Raw genomic sequence first — 19,931 nt, 5'->3', positions numbered from 1 at the left:
GTGCGGTGGTTCTCCTGGAGCGGTTGCGGCGGTGCCGTGGGTGGGTCAGAGGGCGTGGAACGGGAGACCGGCGTCGGCCACCAGTTCGTCGCTCTCGTCGGGCGGGGCGAGGGTGGGGGTGCCGTCGCTGACCGGGACGACGCCCAGGTCGAGGAGTTCGGCCATCGCGGCGCTGCCGGCCAGGTCGCGGACCTGCAACTGGTAGCGGGCGGTGGTGCGGTAGGTGCCGCCGGAGTCGTCGGAGGTCTTCTGCAGGAAACCGGAGTCGACCAGGAAGGAGACCGCCTTGGAGACGATGCCGGTGGTGGAGCCGGCCAGTCGGCGGGCGTCCTTGGTGGCGCCGGTCGCGGAGCGGCGGGCCCAGACCCGCCAGGCGGCCTCCAGGCCGGGGGCGTCGCTGGCCGGGTCGGTGTTGGCGCCCTCGGCCGCGGCGCGCTCCTCCAGCCGGCGGCAGGCCTGCCGGACGAAGGCGTCCACGCCGTTGACGGTGACCCGGCCGAGGTAGCCGTCGTCGGCGAGGTCCTCGGGGCGGGGGAAGGCGAGCGCGGCGACCGCGAGGTGCGCCAGGCCGTGCAGGAAGCGGTCGGTGGACTCGGCGGCGGCGCGCCGCGAGTAGTCGCCCATCCGGACGGCGAACACCGAGTCCTCGGCGGCGGCCACCGCCATCCCGGCCCGGGCGGAGACCTCCAGCACGACCAGGCCCATGCCGGTGGCGACGGCGTCGGCGAGCCGGCCGAACGGCGGGTCCTCCCGGTAGCGGCGCACCAGTTCGCCGTACTCGGCGTCCCGGGCGGGCAGCAGCTTGGCCTGCAGGCCGAAGGAGACCAGCCGGGCGGCCTCGGCGACGTCCGCCGGGCTGATCGGCGCGGGCGCGGGCGCGGCGGCGGCCGGTTCGCTCTCGGGCGGTGTCCACGCCTCGCTGGTGGTGGTCATCCGAGGGCTCCTTCGATCCGGGCGGTGCGGGCGGTGCTTTCGGTGCGGGCGGTACGGGTACTGCGGGTATCGCGGGCGGTACGGGTGCTGCGGGCGGTACGGGTGCTGCGGGCGGTACGGGTGTCGCGGAGGGTCACACGGCGTCCTTGCGGTCGGCGGCCATGCCCGCGGCGTCCAGCTGGGCGCTGCCGACGATCAGGTCGGCGCCGCCGAAGCCGGGGTCGTCCAGCCGGGTGCCGTCGTCGACGGCGAACAGCAGCCGTTCCTCGCCCTGCCGGTAGGCGGTGCCGACCGGCGGGCTGGCCGCGTGCACGGCCAGCAGGGCGACCAGGTAGGCGAGTTCGTCGCCGTCCCGGTCGTCCTCGTCGTCGAGGTCGCGGGCCCGGCGGCGGGCGTCGGCGAGCAGGCCGGAGAGCCGGCGGGGGGCGTCGGCGGGCAGGTCGAGCAGGTCGAGGGCGGCTTCCAGCTGGGCGTCGGAGAAGCGGCTGTCGTCGGGGGTGGCGACCAGGTCGGGTTCGGGGAGCTCGGCGCCGAGGTGCTCGCGTTCGACGGGCGGGGTGAGCAGCAGGTCGACCAGGTCGGTGACGCGGACCGAGACGGGGGTGCGCAGGCCGGTCGCGCGGGCGAAGAACGCGTCGGTGGGGCGGGTGGCGTCGCCGAGCGGCAGGGTGAGCACGGGGGCGAGCAGCTGGCCGTACAGGTCGATGCCGCTGCGGGCGGCGGGCGCGGCGAACGCCTGCCGGTCCTGTTCGGCGCGGAACAGCGGGCCGGCCTCCAGCAGGCGGGTCTGCAGCTGGGTGTGGCGGCGGATGCAGTCCTTGACGATGTCGACGAGTTCGGCGGCGCGGCGCTTGTGCTCGCCGTCGACGCTCTCGTCGCGGGCCTTGCGGATGTTGGTGAGGATCGCGTTCTCGTGCCGGTACCGGTCGGCGATGTGGTCGAGCGCCTCGTCGATCAGGTCGGGGACGGTCTCCATCCAGTCGACCGCGCGGACGTTGCGCCGGGTGGCCTCCAGGGCGCGGCGCAGCGTCTCGGCGTACTGGACGGTGCGGTAGCGGGCCTGTTCGGCGGCGAGCTGGGCGTCGGCGAGGCGGCCGCGCCGGATCAGCACCTCCAGCTTGACCTCGGCGGCGATCTGGGCGCTGGTGACGTCGGTGTCGAGGGCGCCGACCAGCACGTTGACGGCCTCGTCGGTGGTGCGCAGGTAGACCCCGCCGTCCTGGCCGGGGACCTCCTCGATCAGCTTGAAGTCGTAGTCGCGGCGGGTGTACTCGCCGTCCGGGCCGAAGGTGCCGTAGACGGCGCGGAAGCCGCGGTCGACGCTGCCGACGTTGATCAGCGACTCCAGCACCCAGCGGGCGACCCGCTCGTGCTCGGGGACGGCCCGGCGCGGGTTCTGGGCGGCGATCCGGGGCAGCAGGCGGCTCAGCACTATGTCCCGGTCGGCGCCGGTGTCGAAGTCCATGTTGAGCGTGACCAGGTCGATCGCGGCGAGGCCGATCTCGGCCATGGTGTACGAGGCGTACTCGCCGGCCAGGTTGACCTTGCGGCTGTCCAGGTCGTGCAGCGGCGCGGTGCACGCCAGCGCCTTGAGCCGGCGGGCGAGTCCCTCGTCGGCGGCCGGGCCGGGGGCGGGCCGGGTGGGCTGGTCTGCGATGGCGGTCACGGGGGACAAGATTAGGGCTTTCCCCGGACAGGTCCGAAAAACCCCTTATGGGAGCCCTGTCCCCGCATGTTGAACGCGTTCAAATTCAGGTCTAGAGTCCTTCTCGCGACACCGCGTGCCGTCTCCCGGCACCCGCGTCATGAGGGGGGTTCCCCATGTCCGACATCGCCACCGCCCTGCCCGGTTCCACCACCGCCGGGCCGGATTCCGCGCCCACCGCCGACACCGCGCTCGTCCGCCGCCGCATCCGGCGCTGGCTGCTCCTGTTCATCGTCTGCCTGGCCCTCAGCGGCCTGACCGCCTTCCCGCTGCGGACCGAGACCTCGCTGCTGGCCCGGCTGGTCGACGCCACCGGCCTGGACGGCCTCTCCCCCGCCCTCGGCGCCTGGGTCGAGCACGTCCGCCGGGGCGTCGCCGACGGCTACGGCAGCTACCCCTTCCTCGCCTACGGCACCGACTGGCTGGCCTTCGCCCACCTGGTGATCGCCGCCGCCTTCTGGGGCCCGCTGCGCGACCCGGTCCGCAACGTCTGGGTGGTCCGCTGGGCGATGCTGGCCTGCGGCGGCGTCATCCCGCTCGCCCTGATCTGCGGCCCGCTGCGCGGCATACCCCTGTTCTGGCAATTCGTCGACATGTCGTTCGGTGTGCTCGGCGTCGTCCCGCTGCTGATCGTCCACCGCCTGATCCGCACCCTGGAGTGGCAGCAGGCCGTCACCACCCACCACGACTTCGCCCGCGTCACGCCCTGCCCCTGACCGGCTCAGCCGTCCATCCCGTGGCCCAGCTCCTCGGCGGCGATGCACCAGTACGCGTCTCGTCCGCCACCGGCGGCGTCGCCCGGTAGACGGTGTTCTGGTGGTCGACCAGGTGGAACACCCGGTCGAGGGCCCGGACCCGCTCCGCCGGGTCGGGGTCGGTCATCCGGGCCAGCAGCGCCGCGTCCAGCCGCTCCGTCGGGTGCGGGACCTCCAGCGACGCCGGTCGACGGCCGGTCCACGGCCGGTCCACGGCCGCCGGCAGGGCCCGGTGGTCGGGGAGTTCGCTCACCCCGGCCCTCCGGTCGCGGACAGCCGCAGGTCGCCGTCCCAGGACTCGCAGCGGACGGTGCCGGTCGGGAAGTCGAGTTCGAGCGCGGTGCGGCCGGTGCCCGGGGCGTGCTCCTGGCGGACGGCCAGGACGGGGTGGCCGAGGTGCGGGGCGAAGGGGGTGCCGTGCGGGGCGTCGCGGACGTCGAGGCGGCCCCACTCGCCCAGGTCGACGTCGGCGTGCGGCCGGTCGTCGGCGACGATCAGGCACCAGTCGCTGCCGGTGCCGACGAAGGTGCAGCCGCCGTGGTCGTCGCGCAGCCAGACCACCACGGGCTCGGCCGCGCGTTCGCCCCGGTGGCTGAACCAGGACGCGACCACGCCGGTCAGTCGGCGGCCGACCAGCGCGGCGAGGTCGGGGCCGGGGCCGTGCGCGGGGCACATGGGGGACGCGGCGGGCGCGGTCACCAGCGCATCCGGACGTCCTCGGCCCAGCCCAGCAGGCCGTCCACCGCGACGCGCAGGCCGTCGTCGGTGCGGATCGTGCCGCGGTAGTGGCCGAAGCACTGGTCGGTGCGGTTGGCGATGAAGCCCGCCTCGGTGCGGGTGCGGCGGTCGTGGAAGGGGCGGAAGGCGAGGTCGACCTGGTCGCTGTCGGGGGTGGTGATCCGCCAGGGCGCGAGCGGGGCGGCGGGGTCGTAGTGCCAGGCCAGTTCGGTGCCGATCTTGCTGAGCCGGCCGTCCACGCACAGCGCGTTCTCGGTGCTGCCGGTGCCGACCGTCCACTGGCCGCCGAACTGGAGGCCCACGGTGTGCCCGTCGGTGCGGCCGGAGGCGGCGCCCCAGTTCCAGCCGAGCGAGCGCGGCCAGCGCCCCCGGCCGTGGTCGAGCACGCCCCAGGCGTCCCCGTCGGCGCCGAAGTCGTACACCCGGTCGCCGAGCCGGACGGTGCCGGTGGCGGGGCGGGCGGTGTGCTTGGAGGTGAACTGGAAGCGCTTGTCGTCCCAGGGGACGACCACCGACAGGGTCTCGTGGCCCTCGGGCAGAGCAACCAATAGGTCGACCTCCAGCGGGCGCAGGTCGGCGGTGAGGGCGCGGGCGCGCAGCCGGGTGCCGCCGGGCTCGTGGCCGATCGACACCCGGACCTGCCTGCGGCCGGGACGCTCGGGGCCGACGGTGAGGTCCGCGCCGTGCGGGCCGCCGGAGCCGGCGATGCCCTCGGGGAAGGCGGTACGGCGGGTGGGCAGGCCGGGGGCGATCGCGGTGCGCTCGTGCTCCTCCAGGACGCCGTGCTCGTCCCAGGAGAGGAAGTACGCGGTGTCGAGGGTGAGGAAGTCCAGGTCACTGACGGTGAGCGCGAGCAGGTGGGTGGGCGTGGTGACGCACCAGTACTCCCAGCGCTTGGTGCGTCCCCAGCCGCGCAGATTGGCCCGGTGCAGCGGGGTGCGCGACCAGCCGACGGCCTCGCGGTCGAGCCGCCCGTCGGGACGGCACAGGTCGGCGGGGCCGGTGATCTCTCGCTCGTGGGTCGCCATCCGCGCACCCTACTGCCGCGACCCGCGCGGGAGCCACGGCGGGCGGCCCCTCCCCGTGCGGGCGGACTCCCGCCGGGACCTGCCGCTGACGGTCGGTCCTCGCGTAGAGGAACCGCTCCCCGGCAGGAGGCCGCCGGGAGTTCGTCTACGCGTAGACGAACTCCTCGCCGCAGGCCCCCGCCCGCCGTTCGTCTACGCGTAGACGATCCCCCTGGAGACCGGACGGCCCGGAGAGTCCGGAGAGCCCGGAGAGTCCGGAGAGATCGGAGAGATCGGAGAGATCGGAAAGCACGGTGGGCCGTCCGTTCCTGCGGGAACGGACGGCCCACCCGGTGCCGAGCGGGGCGGCTACTTCGCGGCCGCGCCCTCGGTGGCGGCGGCCTGCGCGGCGCCGTCCTTCGGGCCGGCCTGGCCCGCGACGCCGCCGCCGGTGACGGCGCGGCGGACGCCCGGGATGGCGAGGGTGACCAGGGCGGCGGCGATCGCCGCACCCGCGCCGATCACGAAGGCGGTGCGGAAGCCGCTCTCCGACGGCAGGACGTGGCCGTGGAAGTCGGTGGTCATGTGGGCCAGCACCACGCCGATGACGGCGGAGGAGCTGGAGGTGCCGATCGAGCGCATCAGGGTGTTGAGGCCGTTGGCGGCGGCGGTCTCGGAGACCGGGACGGCACCCATGATCAGCGCGGGCATGGCCGCGTAGGCGAACGCGATGCCGCCGCTGATCAGGCAGGAGAAGACCAGCACGCCCCAGGCGTGGCCCATCAGGGCGAGCGCGGAGAGGTAGCCGGCGGTGATGATGACGGCGCCGACCAGCAGCGAGACCTTGGGGCCCTTGGCCTTGGAGAGCTTGGCGGAGATCGGCGAGAGCAGCATCATGACCAGGCCGGCGGGGGCCATCCAGAGGCCGGCGGCGACCATCGACTGGCCGAGGCCGTAGCCGGTGGCGGTGGGCATCTGGAGCAGCTGCGGGGAGACCAGGCTCATCGCGTACATCGCGAAGCCGATCACCACGGAGGCCAGGTTGGTCATCAGCACCTGGCGGCGGGCGCTGGTGCGCAGGTCGACCAGCGGCTGCTGGGTGCGCAGCTCCCACCAGCCCCAGACCGGCAGGACCACGACGGCGACGGCCAGCATGCCGAGGGTGGTGCCGGAGCCCCAGCCCCAGTCGCTGCCCTTGGAGATGGTGAGCAGCAGGGCTACCAGTCCGATGGTGAGCCCGATCGCGCCGACGACGTCGAAGCGGCCGCCGGAGCGGACCGGGGACTCGGGGACGAGGAAGAACACCGCGGCGGCGACCGCCGCGCCGAGCGCGGCGGAGATCCAGAACAGCGCGTGCCAGCTGGTGTTCTGGGCGATGACGGCGGACAGCGGCAGGCCGAACGCGCCGCCGATGCCGAGCGAGGAACTCATCAGCGCCATCGAGGAGCCGAGCTTCTGCGGCGGCAGTTCGTCGCGCATGATGCTGATGCCGAGCGGGATGACGCCGGCGCCGACGCCCTGCAGGGCGCGGCCGACCACCATCGGGGCGAGCGAGCTGCTGAAGCCGCAGATCAGCGAGCCGATGACGAGCATGGTGAGGCTGGCGAGCAGGATGCGGCGCTTGCCGTACATGTCGCCGAGTCGGCCGAGCACCGGGGTGGCCACGGCACCGGCCAGCAGGGTGGCGGTGATCGCCCAGGACGCGTTGGCGGCCGTGGTGTGGAGCAGGTTCGGCAGGTCCGGGATCAGCGGGACGACCAGGGTCTGCATCAGCGAGACCACGATGCCCGCGCCGGCGAGCACTCCGACGATGGGGCCGGTGCGTGCCTGACTCATGGGGTACTTCCATCTCTTCAGCTAGATATGCATGATGCACACAATGTGTACCATACATATGGCACCCTCGCGGGATATGCTGCCGAAAAGTGACGCACGGGACGGAGGAGCATGCGGCGCGACAAGGAACTCGCCCTGATCGAACGGGAAATGATGCTGCTCGCCCGCCACCAGGTGCTCGCCACCGCCCGCACCAACGGCGGCCCCGACGCCCTGGAACGCAGTGCGTACACCCTGCTCAGCCGGATCGAGACCGAGGGCCCGCTGACCATCGGTCAGCTCGCCGAGGCGTTCGGGCTGGACACCTCCACCGTCAACCGGCAGACCGCCGCGATGCTGCGGGCCGGTCTGGTCGACCGGATCCCGGACCCGGACGGCGGGGTCGCCCGCAAGCTGCGGATCACCGAGGAGGGCCTGCGCCGCCTGCGCCAGGACCGCGACTGGTCGATCCAGGGCCTGTCCCGGGTGGTCACCGAGTGGACGTCCGAGGACCTGGCGGACTTCGCCGGGGTGCTGGAGCGCTTCAACCGCGACATCGAACGGATCCAGGGCCGCCCCTGGCCGCGCGGCTGACCCCACCGCCCCCTCCACCGCCCCGCCCCGGCGCCCGGGCACCCACCCCGAGGCCCGGGCACCCGTCAACGCCCACCGCTCACCGCTCCCCCCGACGGGTGTTGCGCCGAGCGGGTGGACGTGCCGACGCCCCCGCGCGGGCCGGCGGGTAAAACCTGCCGCCCGGGCCGCGACCGCCGCCCCGAGCGAAACGATCAGGCCCTACGATCACCCCCAGGAGCGGACCCCGGGCCCGGATCGGCCCGCGCGCGGAAGGGCGGACGAGGAGAAAAGTGGCCGACGCGGTGATCGATCTCAATGCGGACCTCGGCGAGGGCTTCGGACGCTGGACCCTGACCGACGACGAAGCCCTGCTCTCGGTGGTCACCAGCGCCAACGTCGCCTGCGGCTACCACGCCGGCGACCCGTCCACGATGCGCCGGGTCTGCTCGCTGGCCGCCGAGCGCGGGGTGCGGATCGGCGCCCAGGTCTCCTACCGCGACCTGGCCGGGTTCGGCCGCCGCGCCATGGACGTCCCGCCGGACGAGCTGGCCGACGAGATCGCCTACCAGATCGGCGCGCTCCAGGTGTTCGCCCGCGCGGCCGGCTCCCGGGTCTCCTACGTCAAGCCGCACGGCGCGCTCTACAACCGGGTGGTGCACGACAACGAGCAGGCCGAGGCGGTGGTCTCGGGCGTGCTGCGGGCCGGGGCGGTCTGCGACGGGCCGCTGCCGCTGCTGGGCCTGCCCGGCTCCCGGCTGCTGGCGGTGGCCGAGGGCGTCGGACTGCCCGTGGTCACCGAGGCGTTCGCCGACCGCGCCTACACCTGGACGGGCACCCTCGTCCCGCGCCGCGAGCCGGACGCCGTGGTGCACGACCCGGAGGCGGTGATCGCCCGCGCCGTCGGCATCGCCCGGGACGCCACCGTCACCGCCGTCGGCGGCGAACCCATCACCGTCCGGGCCCGCTCGCTGTGCGTGCACGGCGACACCCCCGGCGCCGCCCAACTCGCCTGGCGGGTACGGGGTGCGCTGGCCTCCGCGGGCGTCCGGGTCGAGGCGTTCAGCTGAGCCTCCCGACGCCCCGTCGGGCCCCCGCCCGCCCCTCGCCGCGGCTCCGGAGAATTCCCGGAATCCCCGCACCACCGACGAACGCATGGGCGGCACCCTCGATCTCGCCCTCTCCTGGACCGGCCACGGCGGCGTACACGGCTACGCCAACAGCCGCCGCACCAGCGGCGGCACCCACCTCACCGGCTTCCGGGACGGCCTGACCGCCGCCCTCGGCCGCCCCGACCTGCCCGCCGGGCTGACGGCGGTCGTCTCGGTCAAGCTCGACGACCCCGACTACCAGGGCTGCACCCGCGAGATGCTCGGCAGCCACCCCGTCCACGCCTGCACCGCCGAGGCCGTGCAGCGCGCGGTGGAGGGCTGGCTGGCCGAACACCCGCAGCGGGCCGCCGAGTTGGCGGGGGGCTGACGCCTCAGCCCAGGTACCGGACGGTGACCTGCTCGCTGTGCGGTGCCAGCAGGTCGCGCAACTCCCCGGCGGGCTCGGCGAGTTCCGTGCCGTCCATGGTCTCCAGCACGAACAGCACGTCCGCGGACCGTTCGGTGACGCGGGTGCGGTGGGCGTCGCGGTGGTTCCAGTGGCGGGTGAGGACGCCCGCCGCGTCGGCGTAGACCACCTCGCCGGGCGCGGGCCGCTCGACGGTGCCGGGTTCGCCGAGCGGGGTGAACTCCTCGGTGCCGTCGGCGAACCGGATCTCGATCCGGCCGTCGACCGCCGCCAGGTCGAACGCCCCGGCCGGGCGGGCGTGCCGGACGGAGACGGCGTTGTAGGAGTCGACGGCGGGGTTGATCCGGGGCAGTGCGCCCTGCTTGGCGAGGCGGCGGCCGAGCGCGTCCACGCTGGGGCGCAGGCGGCGCGGGTTGGTGCCGAAGGCGCGGTAGGCGGTGTGCCAGGCGGCGATCCGCGGGTCGTGCTCGTCGGCGGGGCGCCAGTCGCCGTCGGCGGTGCGGGCCTCCAGCCGGGCGAGCGCGGCCTCGGTGGCGGGCCAGGGCCGGTCGGCGCGGACGCCGCGGGCGGTGAGGACGGCGATCCGGGCGGCGGGGAAGGCTGCGGCGACGTCGGGGTGCAGGTGCGGAAGGGTCATCAGGGGTCTCCGGGAGGGATCAGGTCAGGGCCAGCAGGCCGACCGCGAGGGCGGCCGCGCCGAGGCCGGCCAGTTGGCCGCGGTGGATGCGTTCGGCGAGGACGGCGCGGGCCAGCAGCACGGTGCCGGCCGGGTAGAGCGCGGTGATCACCGCGACCACGGCCAGGTCGCCGCTGCGGGCGGCGAGCAGGAACAGCACCCCGGCCAGCGAGTCCAGTACGCCGGCGGCGACCGCCAGGGCGTACCCGGGGCGCTCGGGGCCGAGCCGGCGGCGCCACAGCACGGCGGCGCCCAGGGTGAGCGCGGAGGTGACGGCGCGACCGACGATCAGCGGGGCGACGCCGCTGCCGGACGGGGCCTGGTGCAGGCAGACCAGCTGGACGGCGATCGCGCTGCCCGCGCCCAGCGCCAGCAGCAGCGCCCGGCGGCTCACCCGCCCCCGGCCGCCGCCCGTACCGGCGCTGACCAGCACCACCGCGAACAGCGCCAGCGGCAGGCCGACCAGCCCGGCGGCGCCCAGCCGCTCGCCCTGCAGCAGGCCGACCAGGACCGGCAGCATCGCCGAGACCAGCGCCGTCACCGGCGAGAGCACGTTCATCGGGCCGATCGCCAGCGTCCGGTACAGCAGCGCGAACGCCGCGGCCGAGGCCACCCCAGAGGCCGCGCCCCAGCCGACCGCCCCGGCCTCGAACCGGGCGCCGAGCAGCGGCCAGAGCAGCAGTTCGACGGCCAGGCTGGCGGGCGCGGCGACCAGCACGGTGCGCAGCACGTGCGCCCGGCGGGCGCCGAGGCCGCCGAGGAAGTCGGCACAGCCGTAGGCGAGGGAGCTGCCGAGGGCGAGCAGCAGAGCGAGCATGGCACTTCCCGGATGGTGGGGCGGAATGCTTCGACCGTACAACAGAGTGAACGAAACAGACCAACAGAGTGATCGCCGCCCGCATTCCCGCCCGCCCCCGGGCCGCCCCCGCCCGCCTCCCCGGGTCGCACCCCCGCCCGCCCGAGACCGGGAGCCGGAAGGAAACCCGCTTGCCGCTCCCCCGCCCGCGGTGCTCTGCTCGCCGGGTGACCACCCTCCGCCTGCGCACCGAGCGGCTCGCCCTGCGCCGCCTCACCCCCGCCGACCTGCCCGCCGTCACCGCCCTGTGCGGCGACCCGGAGGTGATGCGGTACATCGACGACGGCCGCCCCGTCCCGCCCGCCCGGGTCGCGGACGAGCTGCTGCCGGGCCTGCTGCGCGAGTACGCCGAACTGCCGGACGGGCTGGGCTGCTGGGCCCTCGACGCGGACGGGCGCTTCCTGGGCTGGGCGGCACTGCGCCCGCCCGGCTCGGTCGGCCTGGACCCGGCGGACGGCCTGGAGCTGGGCTACCGGCTGCTGCCCGCCGCCCGCGGCCGGGGGTACGCCACCGAGGCGGCGTCCGCGCTGGTCGGCGCCGCGTTCGGGGAGCTGGGGGCCGGGCGGGTGGTGGCCACCACGATGGCGGTGAACACGGCCTCCCGCCGCGTCCTGGAGCGGGTCGGCCTGCGCCACGTACGGACGTTCTTCGCCGACTGGCCGGACCCGATCCCGGGCAGCGAGCTGGGTGACGTGGTCCACGCGCTGACCCGCGCCGAGTGGGCGGCCGCCGCGCCCTGACGCGCGCCGGTGCGGATGGTCCGGTTCGTCCCGGTACGCCGCTTTGCGATCTTCAGTACATCCGGACCCCTTATCATCTGCCCGCACCGGACAGCCCCGGCCGCCGGACCACCCCACGAGCGAACAGGAAACCGCCATGCTGAGCCTCCGAGAGATATCCGCGGCGGGTGTCCGGTGATCAACTGGTTCCACGCCGCCGTGCTCGGCCTGGTGCAGGGCCTGACCGAGTTCCTGCCGGTCTCCTCCAGCGCCCACCTGCGGGTGTTCTCGGCCCTGGCCGGCTGGGAGGACCCGGGCGCGGCGTTCACCGCGGTGACCCAGCTGGGCACCGAGACCGCGGTGCTGATCTACTTCCGGCGCGACATCGGCGCGATCATCAAGGCGTGGACGCTGTCGCTGCTGCGCGCCGAGTGGCGGCGCGACCAGAACGCGAAGCTCGGCTGGTACGTGATCATCGGCACGCTGCCGATCGGCATCATCGGCAAGCTGTTCCAGGACACCATCGAGACCACCCTGCGCGACCTGCGGCTGATCGGCACCACGCTGATCCTGTTCGGCGTGATCCTGGCGGTCGCCGACCGCTCGCGCGCCGTCCGCAACGCCCGCGGCATCGAGTCGCTGAACTTCCGGCACGCGCTGATCTACGGCGCCGCCCAGTCGCTGGCCCTGATCCCGGGCGTCTCCCGCTCCGGCGGCACGATCAGCGCGGGCCTGTTCCTCGGCTACAGCCGGGAGGCGGCGGCCCGCTACTCCTTCCTGCTCGCCATCCCGGCGGTGCTGGCCTCCGGCGGCCTGGAGCTGCTCAAGATCGGCGACGGCCCGGCGCCCGCCTGGGGGCCGACGATCCTGGCCACCCTGATCGCCTTCGCGGTCGGCTACGCGGCGATCGCCTGGTTCCTGAAGTACATCTCGCACAACAGCTTCACGCCGTTCGTGATCTACCGGATCCTGCTCGGCATCACCATCATCGCCCTGGTCACCATGGGCACCCTCGACCCGAACGCGGGCGCCGCGCACTGACCCGCCCCGCCCGCCGTCCGCACGGGGACGGGCCGCCGCACCCCCGGCCGCCCGTCCCCGTCGCCGTTCCCGCTTCCGTCGCCGTCCCCGCTCTCGCTTCCTCTCCTCCCCCTCGCCCGTCACCGTTCCCGGACGACACACCGGGCCCCGGCGGTGGTTGCCGCTCGATCTGACGTGCGATTGGATCCCGTGCCATGACGCTCACCTGGAAACTGGTCGTGGACAGCGCCGACTCCCCCGCCCTCGCCGAGTTCTGGGCCGCCGCCCTCGGCTACGAGGTCGAGGACCCGACCGCCCTGATCGACACGCTGCTCGCCGCCGGCCGCCTCCCCGCCGCGGCCGTGCTCGAACGGGACGGCCGCAAGCTGTTCCGCGGCTACTCGGCCGTCCGCCACCCCGAGGACCCGTACGACCCGGCCAGCGGCGTCGGCCGGGGCCGCCGGATCCTGTTCCAGGACGTCCCCGAGCCCAAGCGGGGCAAGAACCGGCTGCACATCGACGTCCACTCCGACGGTGAACTCACCGCCGTGGTGGAGCGCCTGGAGCAGCTCGGGGCGACCCGCGTCGAGGAGCAGGAGCAGGGGCCGGCCGGCCACTGGTGGGTGATGCGCGACCCCGAGGGCAACGAGTTCTGCGTCGCCTGACCGCGCGCTCAGCCCGCTCCCGGGCCCGCCACCAGCCGGTCGCCCAGCGGCGTGCGGTGGTAGAGCACCCGCCGCCCCAGCCTGGTCCGGTCGACCAGGCCGGTGTCGCGCAGGATCGCCAGGTGGCCGCCGACCGTGCCCACCGACTGGGCCAGCTGCAGGGCGAGTTCGCTGGTGGTGGCGGGCGTGTCCAGGTTCCGCAGGATCTGCGCCCGCCCGCCGCCGAGCAGCCGGGCCAGCGCCCGGCCGTCCCCGGCCCGGTGGCCGCCGTCCGCCCCGCCCTCCCCCGTCCCGCGCGCCGGGTACACCATCGCGAACGGGCGGCCCGGCGCCTCGCACAGCCACGAGCTGCGCTGCGCCGTGACCGGGACGAACAGCATCCCGTCCGGCCCCACCACCCGGTCCCGCCCGGGCCGGTCGCTGAACCGGATCGCGTCCGCCCCGACCCACGCGCTGGTCCGGTTCATCAGGTGCAGGGCGCGCGGCCAGCCGTGCGCCGCCAGCAGCCCGGCCCGGTGGGTGACGTCGCGCCGCAGGGCGGCCCGCCGGGCCGGCCAGTCGGCGGCCAGGTGGGCGTCCCAGACCGCGCGGAACAGTTCCGCCGCCCGGGCGCCGTGGTCGCGGCCGGTGAGCCAGTCCAGGCGCTGGCCCGCCCAGGCCCGCTCCTGCGCGGCGCGCAGCCCCGCCACCGCGACCTCGTCCGGAACCCGCGCCACCTCGGCGAGTTCGGACTCCAGGGTGGTGTCCATCCCCCCGCCCGGCGGCAGCGTCAGGTGGTCCGGCAGGTACTTGGTCGCCGCGACCAGCTCCACCAGCCCGCGCGCGTACCCGTCCCCCGCCAGCCGGGCCAGGAACGCCGGCCGGTGCCGCTCCCACCAGGGCGCGGCCCACGGGTCGGCGTGCGGCCGGGCCAGCTGGACGACCGCGGCCAGCGTCTCGGCGAACGGCGACAGCGCGAACCGGGAACGCGACAGCGCGAGCGAGTCCAACCGCAGCACGACCACGGCCACGCCCTCCCCTCCGGCACCTTTCGGCGACTCCCGAAACGATAGGGGCCGCGCCCCGCCCGCCCGCACACTCCGCGGGTGCTTCCACCACTCCTTCACCACCGCGCCTTCCGCCGCTTCCTGCTCGGCCGCACGGTCTCGCTGCTCGGCGGCGCGATGGCCCCGGTCGCGCTGGCCTTCGCCGTCCTGGACGCGGCGGACGGCCGGGCCGCCGACCTCGGCGTCGTGCTCGCCGCCCGGACGCTGCCGCTGCTCGCCCTGCTGCTGCTCGGCGGCGCGGTCGCCGACCGGCTGCCCCGGCGCACCGTGCTGCTGGCCACCCACCTCGGCGCGGGCCTCAGCCAGGGCGCGGCCGCCGTCCTGCTGCTCACCGGCCACTACGCGCTCGGGCCGTTCGCCGCCCTGGAGTTCCTGAACGGCGCGCTCACCGCGTTCGGCTCGCCCGCGCTGCTCGGGGTGCTGCCCGAACTCGTCCCGCCCGGGCGACTGCGGCCCGCGAACGCCCTGTTGGGCATGGCCGCGAACGGCAGCAAGCTGCTCGGCCCGCCGCTGGCCGGCCTGCTGGTCGCCGGGGCCGGGCCCGGCTGGGCGGTCGCCCTGGACGCGCTCGGCTACCTGCCCGCCGCCTGCCTGCTGGCCCGCCTCCCGGCCGACCGGACCACCGCAGCCGCCACCGCCGCCACTGCCACCGCCACTGCCACCGCCGCCACCGCGCCGACCGGGCTGGGCCGCGAACTGCGCGAGGGCTGGACGGTCCTGCGCCGGACCCGCTGGATCTGGTGGACCACCTGGTCCTGCTGCGCCACCAACCTGCTGCTGGTCGGCCCCTGGCAGATCCTCGGCCCGCGGCTGGCCGGGCCCGCCCTGTGGGGCGTCCTGCTCTCCGCCCGCGGCGCCGGGCTGCTGCTGGCGAGCACCGCCGCCTACCGGCTGGCCCCGCGCCGGCTGCTCGCCACCGGCCAACTCGCCGGGCTGCTGCTGCCGTTCCCGCTGCTCGCCCTCGGTCGGCACGCGCCCGCGCCCTGGCTGCTGGCCGCCGCGTTCGGCTCCGGCCTCGGCCTGGCGCTGTCCGCCACCGCCTGGGACACCTCGCTCCAGGAGCACCTGCCGAACGGCGTGCTGTCCCGGGTCTCCGCCAACGCCGACGTGCTCTCCTACCTGGCGATCCCGCTCGGCCAGCTCGCCTGCGCCCCGCTCGCCGCCCGCCTCGGCGCCCCCGCCCTGGCCACCGCCGCCGCCCTCGCCCAGGGCTCGCTCACCCTGCTCCCGCTGCTCTCCCCCGCCGTCCGCCGGCTCCCGCACGGCGGCCCGGGAACGGCCGCCGCCACCGCCCGGTGATCCGGGACGGCAGCGGGGTGGTCGTGGCGGGCGGGCCCGGCGCTCAGGCGGAGGGCGACTTCCGGCGGCGCAGCACCAGGACGATCAGCGCGGCCAGGACGGCGACGCCCGCGATGGTGCCGAGCACGACGGCGGTGGTGCTGGTGCCGTCCTCGCCGTCCTCCGGCGGGTCGGCGACGGCCGAGAGGGTGGCGGCGGCGGACGCCGGGGCCGAGACCGCAACGGACGCCGAGTCGGACACCGGAGCCGAGGCGGACGCCGACGCCGACGTGCTCGCACCGGCCGCGGCCAGCGGGGTCGCGCCGGGGGCGGCCGCGCTCAGGGCGAGGGTGGGTGCGGGGTGCTGCGGCTCGGTGTCGCCCTGCGGGAGTTCGATCCAGCGGTCGGTGTGGCCGTCGGCGTAGTCGACCAGCGTCTTGAAGACCAGCGAGGTGGCGTCGGGCAGCTGGCGGACCCCGACCGTCCAGTCGGCGGCGGCGCCGGGGGCGAGGGCCGGGCCGGCCACCGCGTAGCCGTCCGCGGTCGGGGTGAGCGACCAGCCGGCCGGGGCCTCGACCAGGGTGACGTCGGCGGGGGCGATCCCGGCGGGCAGCACGACCTTGACGTCGCTGATGCCCGCGGTGGAGGACTCGCCCTCCGCGGAGAAGGCCAGCCGGGCGTCGACCGCGAGCGCCCGGGCGGTCGCGGACTCCACCTCGACGTGCGCCGCCGCGGTTCCGGCCGCGCCGAGCAGCAGGCCCAGCGCGAGGGCGGGCCCGGCGGACCGGCGGAGGACTCGTGAGCGCTGCACGGCAGGAACCCTACCGGTCGCGCGCGGTCAGGCGGCCGCGCACGGCGGCGTGCACCTCGGCCTCCTCGGCCGGGTCGGCGGCGAGCCTGCGCAGCCGTTCGAGGACCCGGACGTCGCCGGTGGTGGTGACGTGGGTGGCGGCCAGCTCGCGGGTGGACTCCTCGCAGTCCCACAGGCACTCGACCGCGGGGCCGGCCCCGAAGTGGGGGTCGGTGGCGGCGAGCGCCTGGGCGGCGCGGCCGCGCAGCTCGGAGGAGGCGGCCTCGCCGTAGACGTGCCGCAGGGCGGGGACGGCGGCGGTGGCGCGCAGGCGGCCGACGCCGTCGACCAGGCTGCCGAGGGCGGCGCCGGTGACGCCGTTCAGCGAGATCCACTGGTGCAGTCCGGCGACGACCAGCGGGGCGTCGCAGCTCTCGCCGGCGTCCGCGAGGAGGCGGACGGCGGCCTGGGCGAGGGCGCTGTCCGCGCCGCCGGTCGCCGGGTCGGCCCAGCGGCGGGCGTGCGCGAGCGCCTCGGGACCTCGCATCCGGCCGAGCAGTTCCAGGGCGGCGCGCACCACCCGGTGGTCCAGGTCGGCGGCGGCGGCCTCGATCAGCGCGGCGGCGGCCGGGTCGCGTTGCTCGACCAGGTGCCGGAGCGCGGCGCAGCGGGCGCCGGCCGGTCCGTGCGCGGCGGCGTCGTGCAGCAGCGGCGCGTCCTCGGGGCGGACCACGGCGGTGAGGCAGCGGGCGGCCGCGGCGGCGCGGCGGGCCAGGGCGTCGGGCGCGGTGCCCTCGCCCTGGTCGGCCCAGGCGAGCACGTCGGCGGTGGACCAGCCGGGGGTGACGCCGGGGCGGGCCAGTTGGCGCTGCCAGAGGTCGAACGGGGACTGCTCGCTGGCGGCGGCGACCCGCGGGTGGTGGGCGGCCCACAGCCGCCAGACCCGGGGCTCGTACGCGGCGCGGACGGCTTCGCGCAGTTCGGCGTCGCCCTCCGGGCCGGCCGGGAAGCGGTCGAGGACGGCGGGGGCGAGGGCGAGCAGCGCCTCGTCGGTGTCGCGCAGGGCGAGCTCGTCGAGGGCCCAGGCCCAGTTGGCCCCGGTGGCGGTGTAGGCGCGCAGCAGGTCGAGGGCGTCGCGGCGGCCGTAGCCGGCGAGGTGGCCCAGTACGGCGAGGGCGAGGCCGGTGCGGGCCTCGTCGTCGTCGAGGTCGTCCTCGGGCGAGTGGAGGTGGAGCTCGATGCCGGTGAGGGGGGCTTCGAGCTCCATGTAGAGGCGTGCGTAGTACAAGGAGCGGTTCTCGACCTGCCAGTCGGCGCGGGGGTCGTTGGTGACGCAGCTCTCGACGGCGGCGATCGCCTCGTCGCGGTCTGCGGCCAACGCATGCAGCTGCCCGTCTCCGCGGCCTCTCTGGAGGAGGCCGAGGAGGCTGGCGCTGGGCGCTATCACTGGCTCGAACATGAGGTCAGCATCCGTTGCGGCGGTCGTCGTGGCAACGGGATTTCCGTCGCCGGGGTCGGTTGGCACAGCTCAGGCGCCCGGGCGCCGGAATCACCGAAGGTTACCGCCTGGGTGGCCGATCTGCACACAGGGCAACGGTTTTGCCCCGTCCGACGGTGCCGGGCCGGGTCCGTCCGTACGGGATCGACCCCTTCCACAATGGGACGTGCGTTCGGGCACGAATCGGATCGGCCCGCAGCCCGGAAAGCCCCGCGGGCCGGCAGGGGGGTCAGACCGTCCGGGGGTTCCTGGGGACGGGGAGGACGGCGTGGATCTGCTCCCGGAGCTCGGCCACCGCGGGCAGCCCCTGGTACCGGGTGGAGAGCCGGTACATCTCGCGCAGCCGGTCCCAGGTGCGCTTGGAGGAGGTGTCGTTGATCGAGGCCAGCGCCAGCTTGGCCTGCACCTGGGCCTCGTCGGGCTCGCCGGAGATCCAGTGGATGGAGGCCAGGTTGATCCGGTCGAGCAGCGCGGAGCGCTCCCGCCCGGTCGCCTGGCGCAGCCGGATCGCCTCCCGGGCGTGCTGGAGGGCGAGCGGGACGGCGCCGGGGTCGTGCTCGGCCAGGGTGCGGTACACCAGGGCCTGCATGCCGTGCAGCTCGGCCTCGTTGAACAGCTGCATCCAGCTGGGCGCGGGTTCGGGGGCGTCCTGGACGAACAGCCGCTCGGCCTCGCCGAGCACCCGGCGGGTGGCCTCGGAGCGGCCGAGCGCGGCCTGCGCCCAGGCTTCGACGGTGTGCAGCATGGCCCGGGTCTGCGGCAGGGTGCCGTCGGCGGGGCCGGCGCTGGCGTTGGCGAGCTGCATGAGTTCGAGCGCGTCGTCGGCCCGGCCGAGGTGGAGCATCTGGCGGGCGGCCCGGGAGATCGCCTCGCCGGCCCGGGGCCGGTCGTCGGCCTCCCGGGCGGCCTGCGCGGCGATCACGAAGTAGCGCTGGGCGGTGGGTTCGAGGCCGACGTCGTGGGACATCCAGCCGGCCAGCACGGCGAGGTTGGCGGCGACCGTCCACAGCCGGCGCTCCAGCGCGGGCGGGTGGCCGTGGGTGAGCAGGCCGCCGACCTCGTTGAGCTGGCCGACCACCGCCTTGCGCTGGAGCCCGCCGCCGCGCGAGGCGTCCCAGGCCCGGAACACCTCCACGGCGCGCTCCAGGGCGGCGACCTCCTCGTTGCCGACCGGTCCGGGTTCGTAGACGTCGAGGACGGGGCGGGGCCCGCCCCGGGTGGGCACGTGGCGGGGCCCGGGGCGGGCGGCCGCCTCGGCGACCTCCCCGCCGGTGAGCCAGTCGTGCAGGTTGTCGGCGATGACCGCGCCCGCCGCGAGGGCGGCCGAGGCGCCGACCAGTCCGCGTCTGTTCAGCATGAGGTCCATTCCCGTGAACTCGGTGAGGACCGCGGCCGTCCGATCCGGTGCCCAGGGCTCCTTCGGCGGTACTGCGCTGCTGCCGGACCTGGTGGGCCGGTGTCGTTCGAGACCGAGGTCCTCGGTGGTGACGACACGGCCGAGCCGCTCCGTGAACACGGCGGCCAGCACCCTCGGCACCGGGTCGCGCGGGATCTCTCCCTGCTCGATCCAGCGCCGGACCCGGGAGGTGTCGGTGGACAGCTGCTGCTCGCCCAGCGCGGCACCCCGCCGGTTGACCAGCCGGGCCAGCTCGCCCTTGGACCATCCGGTCAGGGCGAAGTGGTCGGCCAGTCTGGTGTTCGGCCCCTTGCTCAACTGAAGCCCCCAGGATCCTCGGCTGGCCACCGACACTAATGGCTCTGTCACTTGCCAGGCGACCATTCGCCAGGGTTCGCCAGGGTGCGCTACGTGGTGTGCCAGTGCCGTCCGGGTGTCAGGTAGGTATGCGCCACCCCGGTTTCGCACCGGAACGGCCCCCGACCGGCCCGGACCCCGATCCGACGGTACGTCAGGAGGCCGTCCGGGAGCAGCGTTCCGGGGGGTGGCGCGACCGGGTGGCGCGGGGGCGCCGGGCAGGGCGCGGTGGGCACGGGACGGACGCACTCCCCAGGGTGCGGGCGGTTCCGGCGCACCGCGGACCGTGCCCGGCGCCCGCGTCCCACCCGGTGGCCCGACCCCGCGGACCCGGGCCCCGTGCAGCTCCCGGATCCGCCGCTCCCCGCTTTGCCGCCGGTCAAGGAAGGACCCTCACCAGCCCATGTACTCCACATCCAGCACCGGTACCCGCTCGTCCGCCCCGGCCGGGGCGGACGGCGCGACCGTACGCCCGTCGCGAGATCGGAAGAGCGTCGGGGAGGGAAAGAGTGTCTTAGCAGTCCAGAAGAACTCGCTGGTCGCCGTCGGATTCAACGTAGTCGGGCGGAGGCGCGGGGAGGGCGGC

20 protein-coding genes are annotated in these 19,931 nt (G+C 75.5%); 8 read left to right on the top strand and 12 right to left on the bottom strand.

The features are described from left to right. Positions 1 to 45: 45 nt before the first annotated feature. Together ACWEO5_RS09205 and ACWEO5_RS09200 are read right to left on the bottom strand one after the other, a co-directional pair. The gene (locus ACWEO5_RS09205) at positions 46 to 933 is read right to left on the bottom strand and encodes a hypothetical protein (RefSeq protein WP_452161601.1); all 888 of its coding nucleotides are present in this window, start codon (positions 931 to 933) and stop codon (positions 46 to 48) included. A gap of 133 nt (positions 934 to 1,066) precedes the next feature. Next, entirely contained in the window at positions 1,067 to 2,599 is a 1,533-nt protein-coding gene (locus ACWEO5_RS09200) for a hypothetical protein (RefSeq protein WP_452161599.1), read from the bottom strand. A gap of 155 nt (positions 2,600 to 2,754) precedes the next feature. Between ACWEO5_RS09200 and ACWEO5_RS09195 the strand changes: the two genes are divergently transcribed. After that, on the top strand, positions 2,755 to 3,354 hold the full coding sequence (locus ACWEO5_RS09195; RefSeq protein WP_452161597.1) for a hypothetical protein: 600 nt from the start codon (positions 2,755 to 2,757) through the stop codon (positions 3,352 to 3,354). On the opposite strand, the gene ACWEO5_RS09190 is transcribed toward ACWEO5_RS09195, so the two are convergent. From ACWEO5_RS09190 to ACWEO5_RS09175, 4 genes are all read right to left on the bottom strand, one after another. Continuing rightward, positions 3,338 to 3,646, bottom strand: coding sequence for a hypothetical protein (locus tag ACWEO5_RS09190; RefSeq protein ID WP_452161595.1), 309 nt, complete (start codon positions 3,644 to 3,646; stop codon positions 3,338 to 3,340). The genes ACWEO5_RS09195 and ACWEO5_RS09190 overlap by 17 nt on opposite strands. Continuing rightward, positions 3,643 to 4,092, bottom strand: a complete 450-nt coding sequence (locus tag ACWEO5_RS09185; protein WP_452161593.1) for a hypothetical protein — start codon at positions 4,090 to 4,092, stop codon at positions 3,643 to 3,645. The genes ACWEO5_RS09190 and ACWEO5_RS09185 overlap by 4 nt, the downstream gene beginning before the upstream one ends. Next, the gene (locus ACWEO5_RS09180) at positions 4,089 to 5,159 is read right to left on the bottom strand and encodes a DUF2804 domain-containing protein (RefSeq protein ID WP_452161591.1); all 1,071 of its coding nucleotides are present in this window, start codon (positions 5,157 to 5,159) and stop codon (positions 4,089 to 4,091) included. The genes ACWEO5_RS09185 and ACWEO5_RS09180 overlap by 4 nt, the downstream gene beginning before the upstream one ends. Before the next feature lie 348 nt (positions 5,160 to 5,507). Then, entirely contained in the window at positions 5,508 to 6,974 is a 1,467-nt protein-coding gene (locus tag ACWEO5_RS09175) for an MFS transporter (RefSeq protein ID WP_452161589.1), read from the bottom strand. Between the two features lie 111 nt (positions 6,975 to 7,085). Between ACWEO5_RS09175 and ACWEO5_RS09170 the strand changes: the two genes are divergently transcribed. The 3 genes from ACWEO5_RS09170 to ACWEO5_RS09160 all read left to right on the top strand — a co-directional run bounded on the left by ACWEO5_RS09170 (position 7,086) and on the right by ACWEO5_RS09160 (position 9,005). Beyond that, positions 7,086 to 7,547 (top strand): MarR family winged helix-turn-helix transcriptional regulator, encoded by a 462-nt coding sequence (locus tag ACWEO5_RS09170; protein ID WP_344551758.1) that lies wholly within the window; start codon positions 7,086 to 7,088, stop codon positions 7,545 to 7,547. Between the two features lie 284 nt (positions 7,548 to 7,831). Further along, a complete protein-coding gene (locus ACWEO5_RS09165; protein WP_344551757.1) occupies positions 7,832 to 8,596 on the top strand; it encodes a LamB/YcsF family protein in 765 nt (254 codons plus the stop codon). 85 nt (positions 8,597 to 8,681) lie between these two features. Beyond that, positions 8,682 to 9,005, top strand: a complete 324-nt coding sequence (locus ACWEO5_RS09160) for a hypothetical protein (protein ID WP_452161586.1) — start codon at positions 8,682 to 8,684, stop codon at positions 9,003 to 9,005. A 4-nt stretch (positions 9,006 to 9,009) separates the two neighbouring features. Here the strand turns inward: ACWEO5_RS09160 and ACWEO5_RS09155 are convergent, their stop codons facing one another. Then, positions 9,010 to 9,681 carry a B3/B4 domain-containing protein gene (locus tag ACWEO5_RS09155; RefSeq protein ID WP_452161584.1) on the bottom strand — a complete coding sequence of 224 codons (672 nt, stop codon included), beginning with the start codon at positions 9,679 to 9,681 and terminating at the stop codon, positions 9,010 to 9,012. 19 nt (positions 9,682 to 9,700) lie between these two features. Continuing rightward, positions 9,701 to 10,537 (bottom strand): EamA family transporter, encoded by an 837-nt coding sequence (locus ACWEO5_RS09150; RefSeq protein WP_452161582.1) that lies wholly within the window; start codon positions 10,535 to 10,537, stop codon positions 9,701 to 9,703. A 206-nt stretch (positions 10,538 to 10,743) separates the two neighbouring features. Here ACWEO5_RS09150 and ACWEO5_RS09145 point away from each other — a divergent pair, with 206 nt between their 5' ends. The 3 genes from ACWEO5_RS09145 (at position 10,744) to ACWEO5_RS09135 (ending at position 12,980) form a co-directional block, all read left to right on the top strand. Beyond that, positions 10,744 to 11,316: a GNAT family N-acetyltransferase gene (locus ACWEO5_RS09145; RefSeq protein ID WP_452161580.1), complete on the top strand. Its 573-nt coding sequence runs from the start codon at positions 10,744 to 10,746 to the stop codon at positions 11,314 to 11,316. A 177-nt stretch (positions 11,317 to 11,493) separates the two neighbouring features. Then, positions 11,494 to 12,336: an undecaprenyl-diphosphate phosphatase gene (locus tag ACWEO5_RS09140; RefSeq protein WP_452161690.1), complete on the top strand. Its 843-nt coding sequence runs from the start codon at positions 11,494 to 11,496 to the stop codon at positions 12,334 to 12,336. Positions 12,337 to 12,530: 194 nt separating this feature from the next. After that, positions 12,531 to 12,980 carry a VOC family protein gene (locus ACWEO5_RS09135; protein WP_344551752.1) on the top strand — a complete coding sequence of 150 codons (450 nt, stop codon included), beginning with the start codon at positions 12,531 to 12,533 and terminating at the stop codon, positions 12,978 to 12,980. Between the two features lie 8 nt (positions 12,981 to 12,988). Here ACWEO5_RS09135 and ACWEO5_RS09130 read toward each other — a convergent pair whose 3' ends face one another. Continuing rightward, the gene (locus ACWEO5_RS09130; protein ID WP_452161578.1) at positions 12,989 to 13,990 is read right to left on the bottom strand and encodes an ArsR/SmtB family transcription factor; all 1,002 of its coding nucleotides are present in this window, start codon (positions 13,988 to 13,990) and stop codon (positions 12,989 to 12,991) included. 75 nt (positions 13,991 to 14,065) lie between these two features. Between ACWEO5_RS09130 and ACWEO5_RS09125 the strand changes: the two genes are divergently transcribed. After that, positions 14,066 to 15,325: an MFS transporter gene (locus ACWEO5_RS09125; protein ID WP_452161576.1), complete on the top strand. Its 1,260-nt coding sequence runs from the start codon at positions 14,066 to 14,068 to the stop codon at positions 15,323 to 15,325. A gap of 43 nt (positions 15,326 to 15,368) precedes the next feature. Here the strand turns inward: ACWEO5_RS09125 and ACWEO5_RS09120 are convergent, their stop codons facing one another. The 3 genes from ACWEO5_RS09120 to ACWEO5_RS09110 form a co-directional block, all read right to left on the bottom strand. Beyond that, positions 15,369 to 16,115 (bottom strand): DUF1775 domain-containing protein, encoded by a 747-nt coding sequence (locus ACWEO5_RS09120; RefSeq protein WP_452161574.1) that lies wholly within the window; start codon positions 16,113 to 16,115, stop codon positions 15,369 to 15,371. A 10-nt stretch (positions 16,116 to 16,125) separates the two neighbouring features. Further along, positions 16,126 to 17,553: a HEAT repeat domain-containing protein gene (locus tag ACWEO5_RS09115; protein WP_452161572.1), complete on the bottom strand. Its 1,428-nt coding sequence runs from the start codon at positions 17,551 to 17,553 to the stop codon at positions 16,126 to 16,128. A gap of 268 nt (positions 17,554 to 17,821) precedes the next feature. Continuing rightward, on the bottom strand, positions 17,822 to 19,306 hold the full coding sequence (locus ACWEO5_RS09110; protein ID WP_452161570.1) for a DNA-binding protein NsdB: 1,485 nt from the start codon (positions 19,304 to 19,306) through the stop codon (positions 17,822 to 17,824). Between the last annotated feature and the right edge of the window lie 625 nt (positions 19,307 to 19,931).

The sequence above is a fragment of the Kitasatospora sp. NPDC004272 genome, assembly GCF_053603035.1.
Note: the sequence above shows the minus strand (reverse complement) of the source record. Positions and strands in the feature narration are given on the sequence as shown.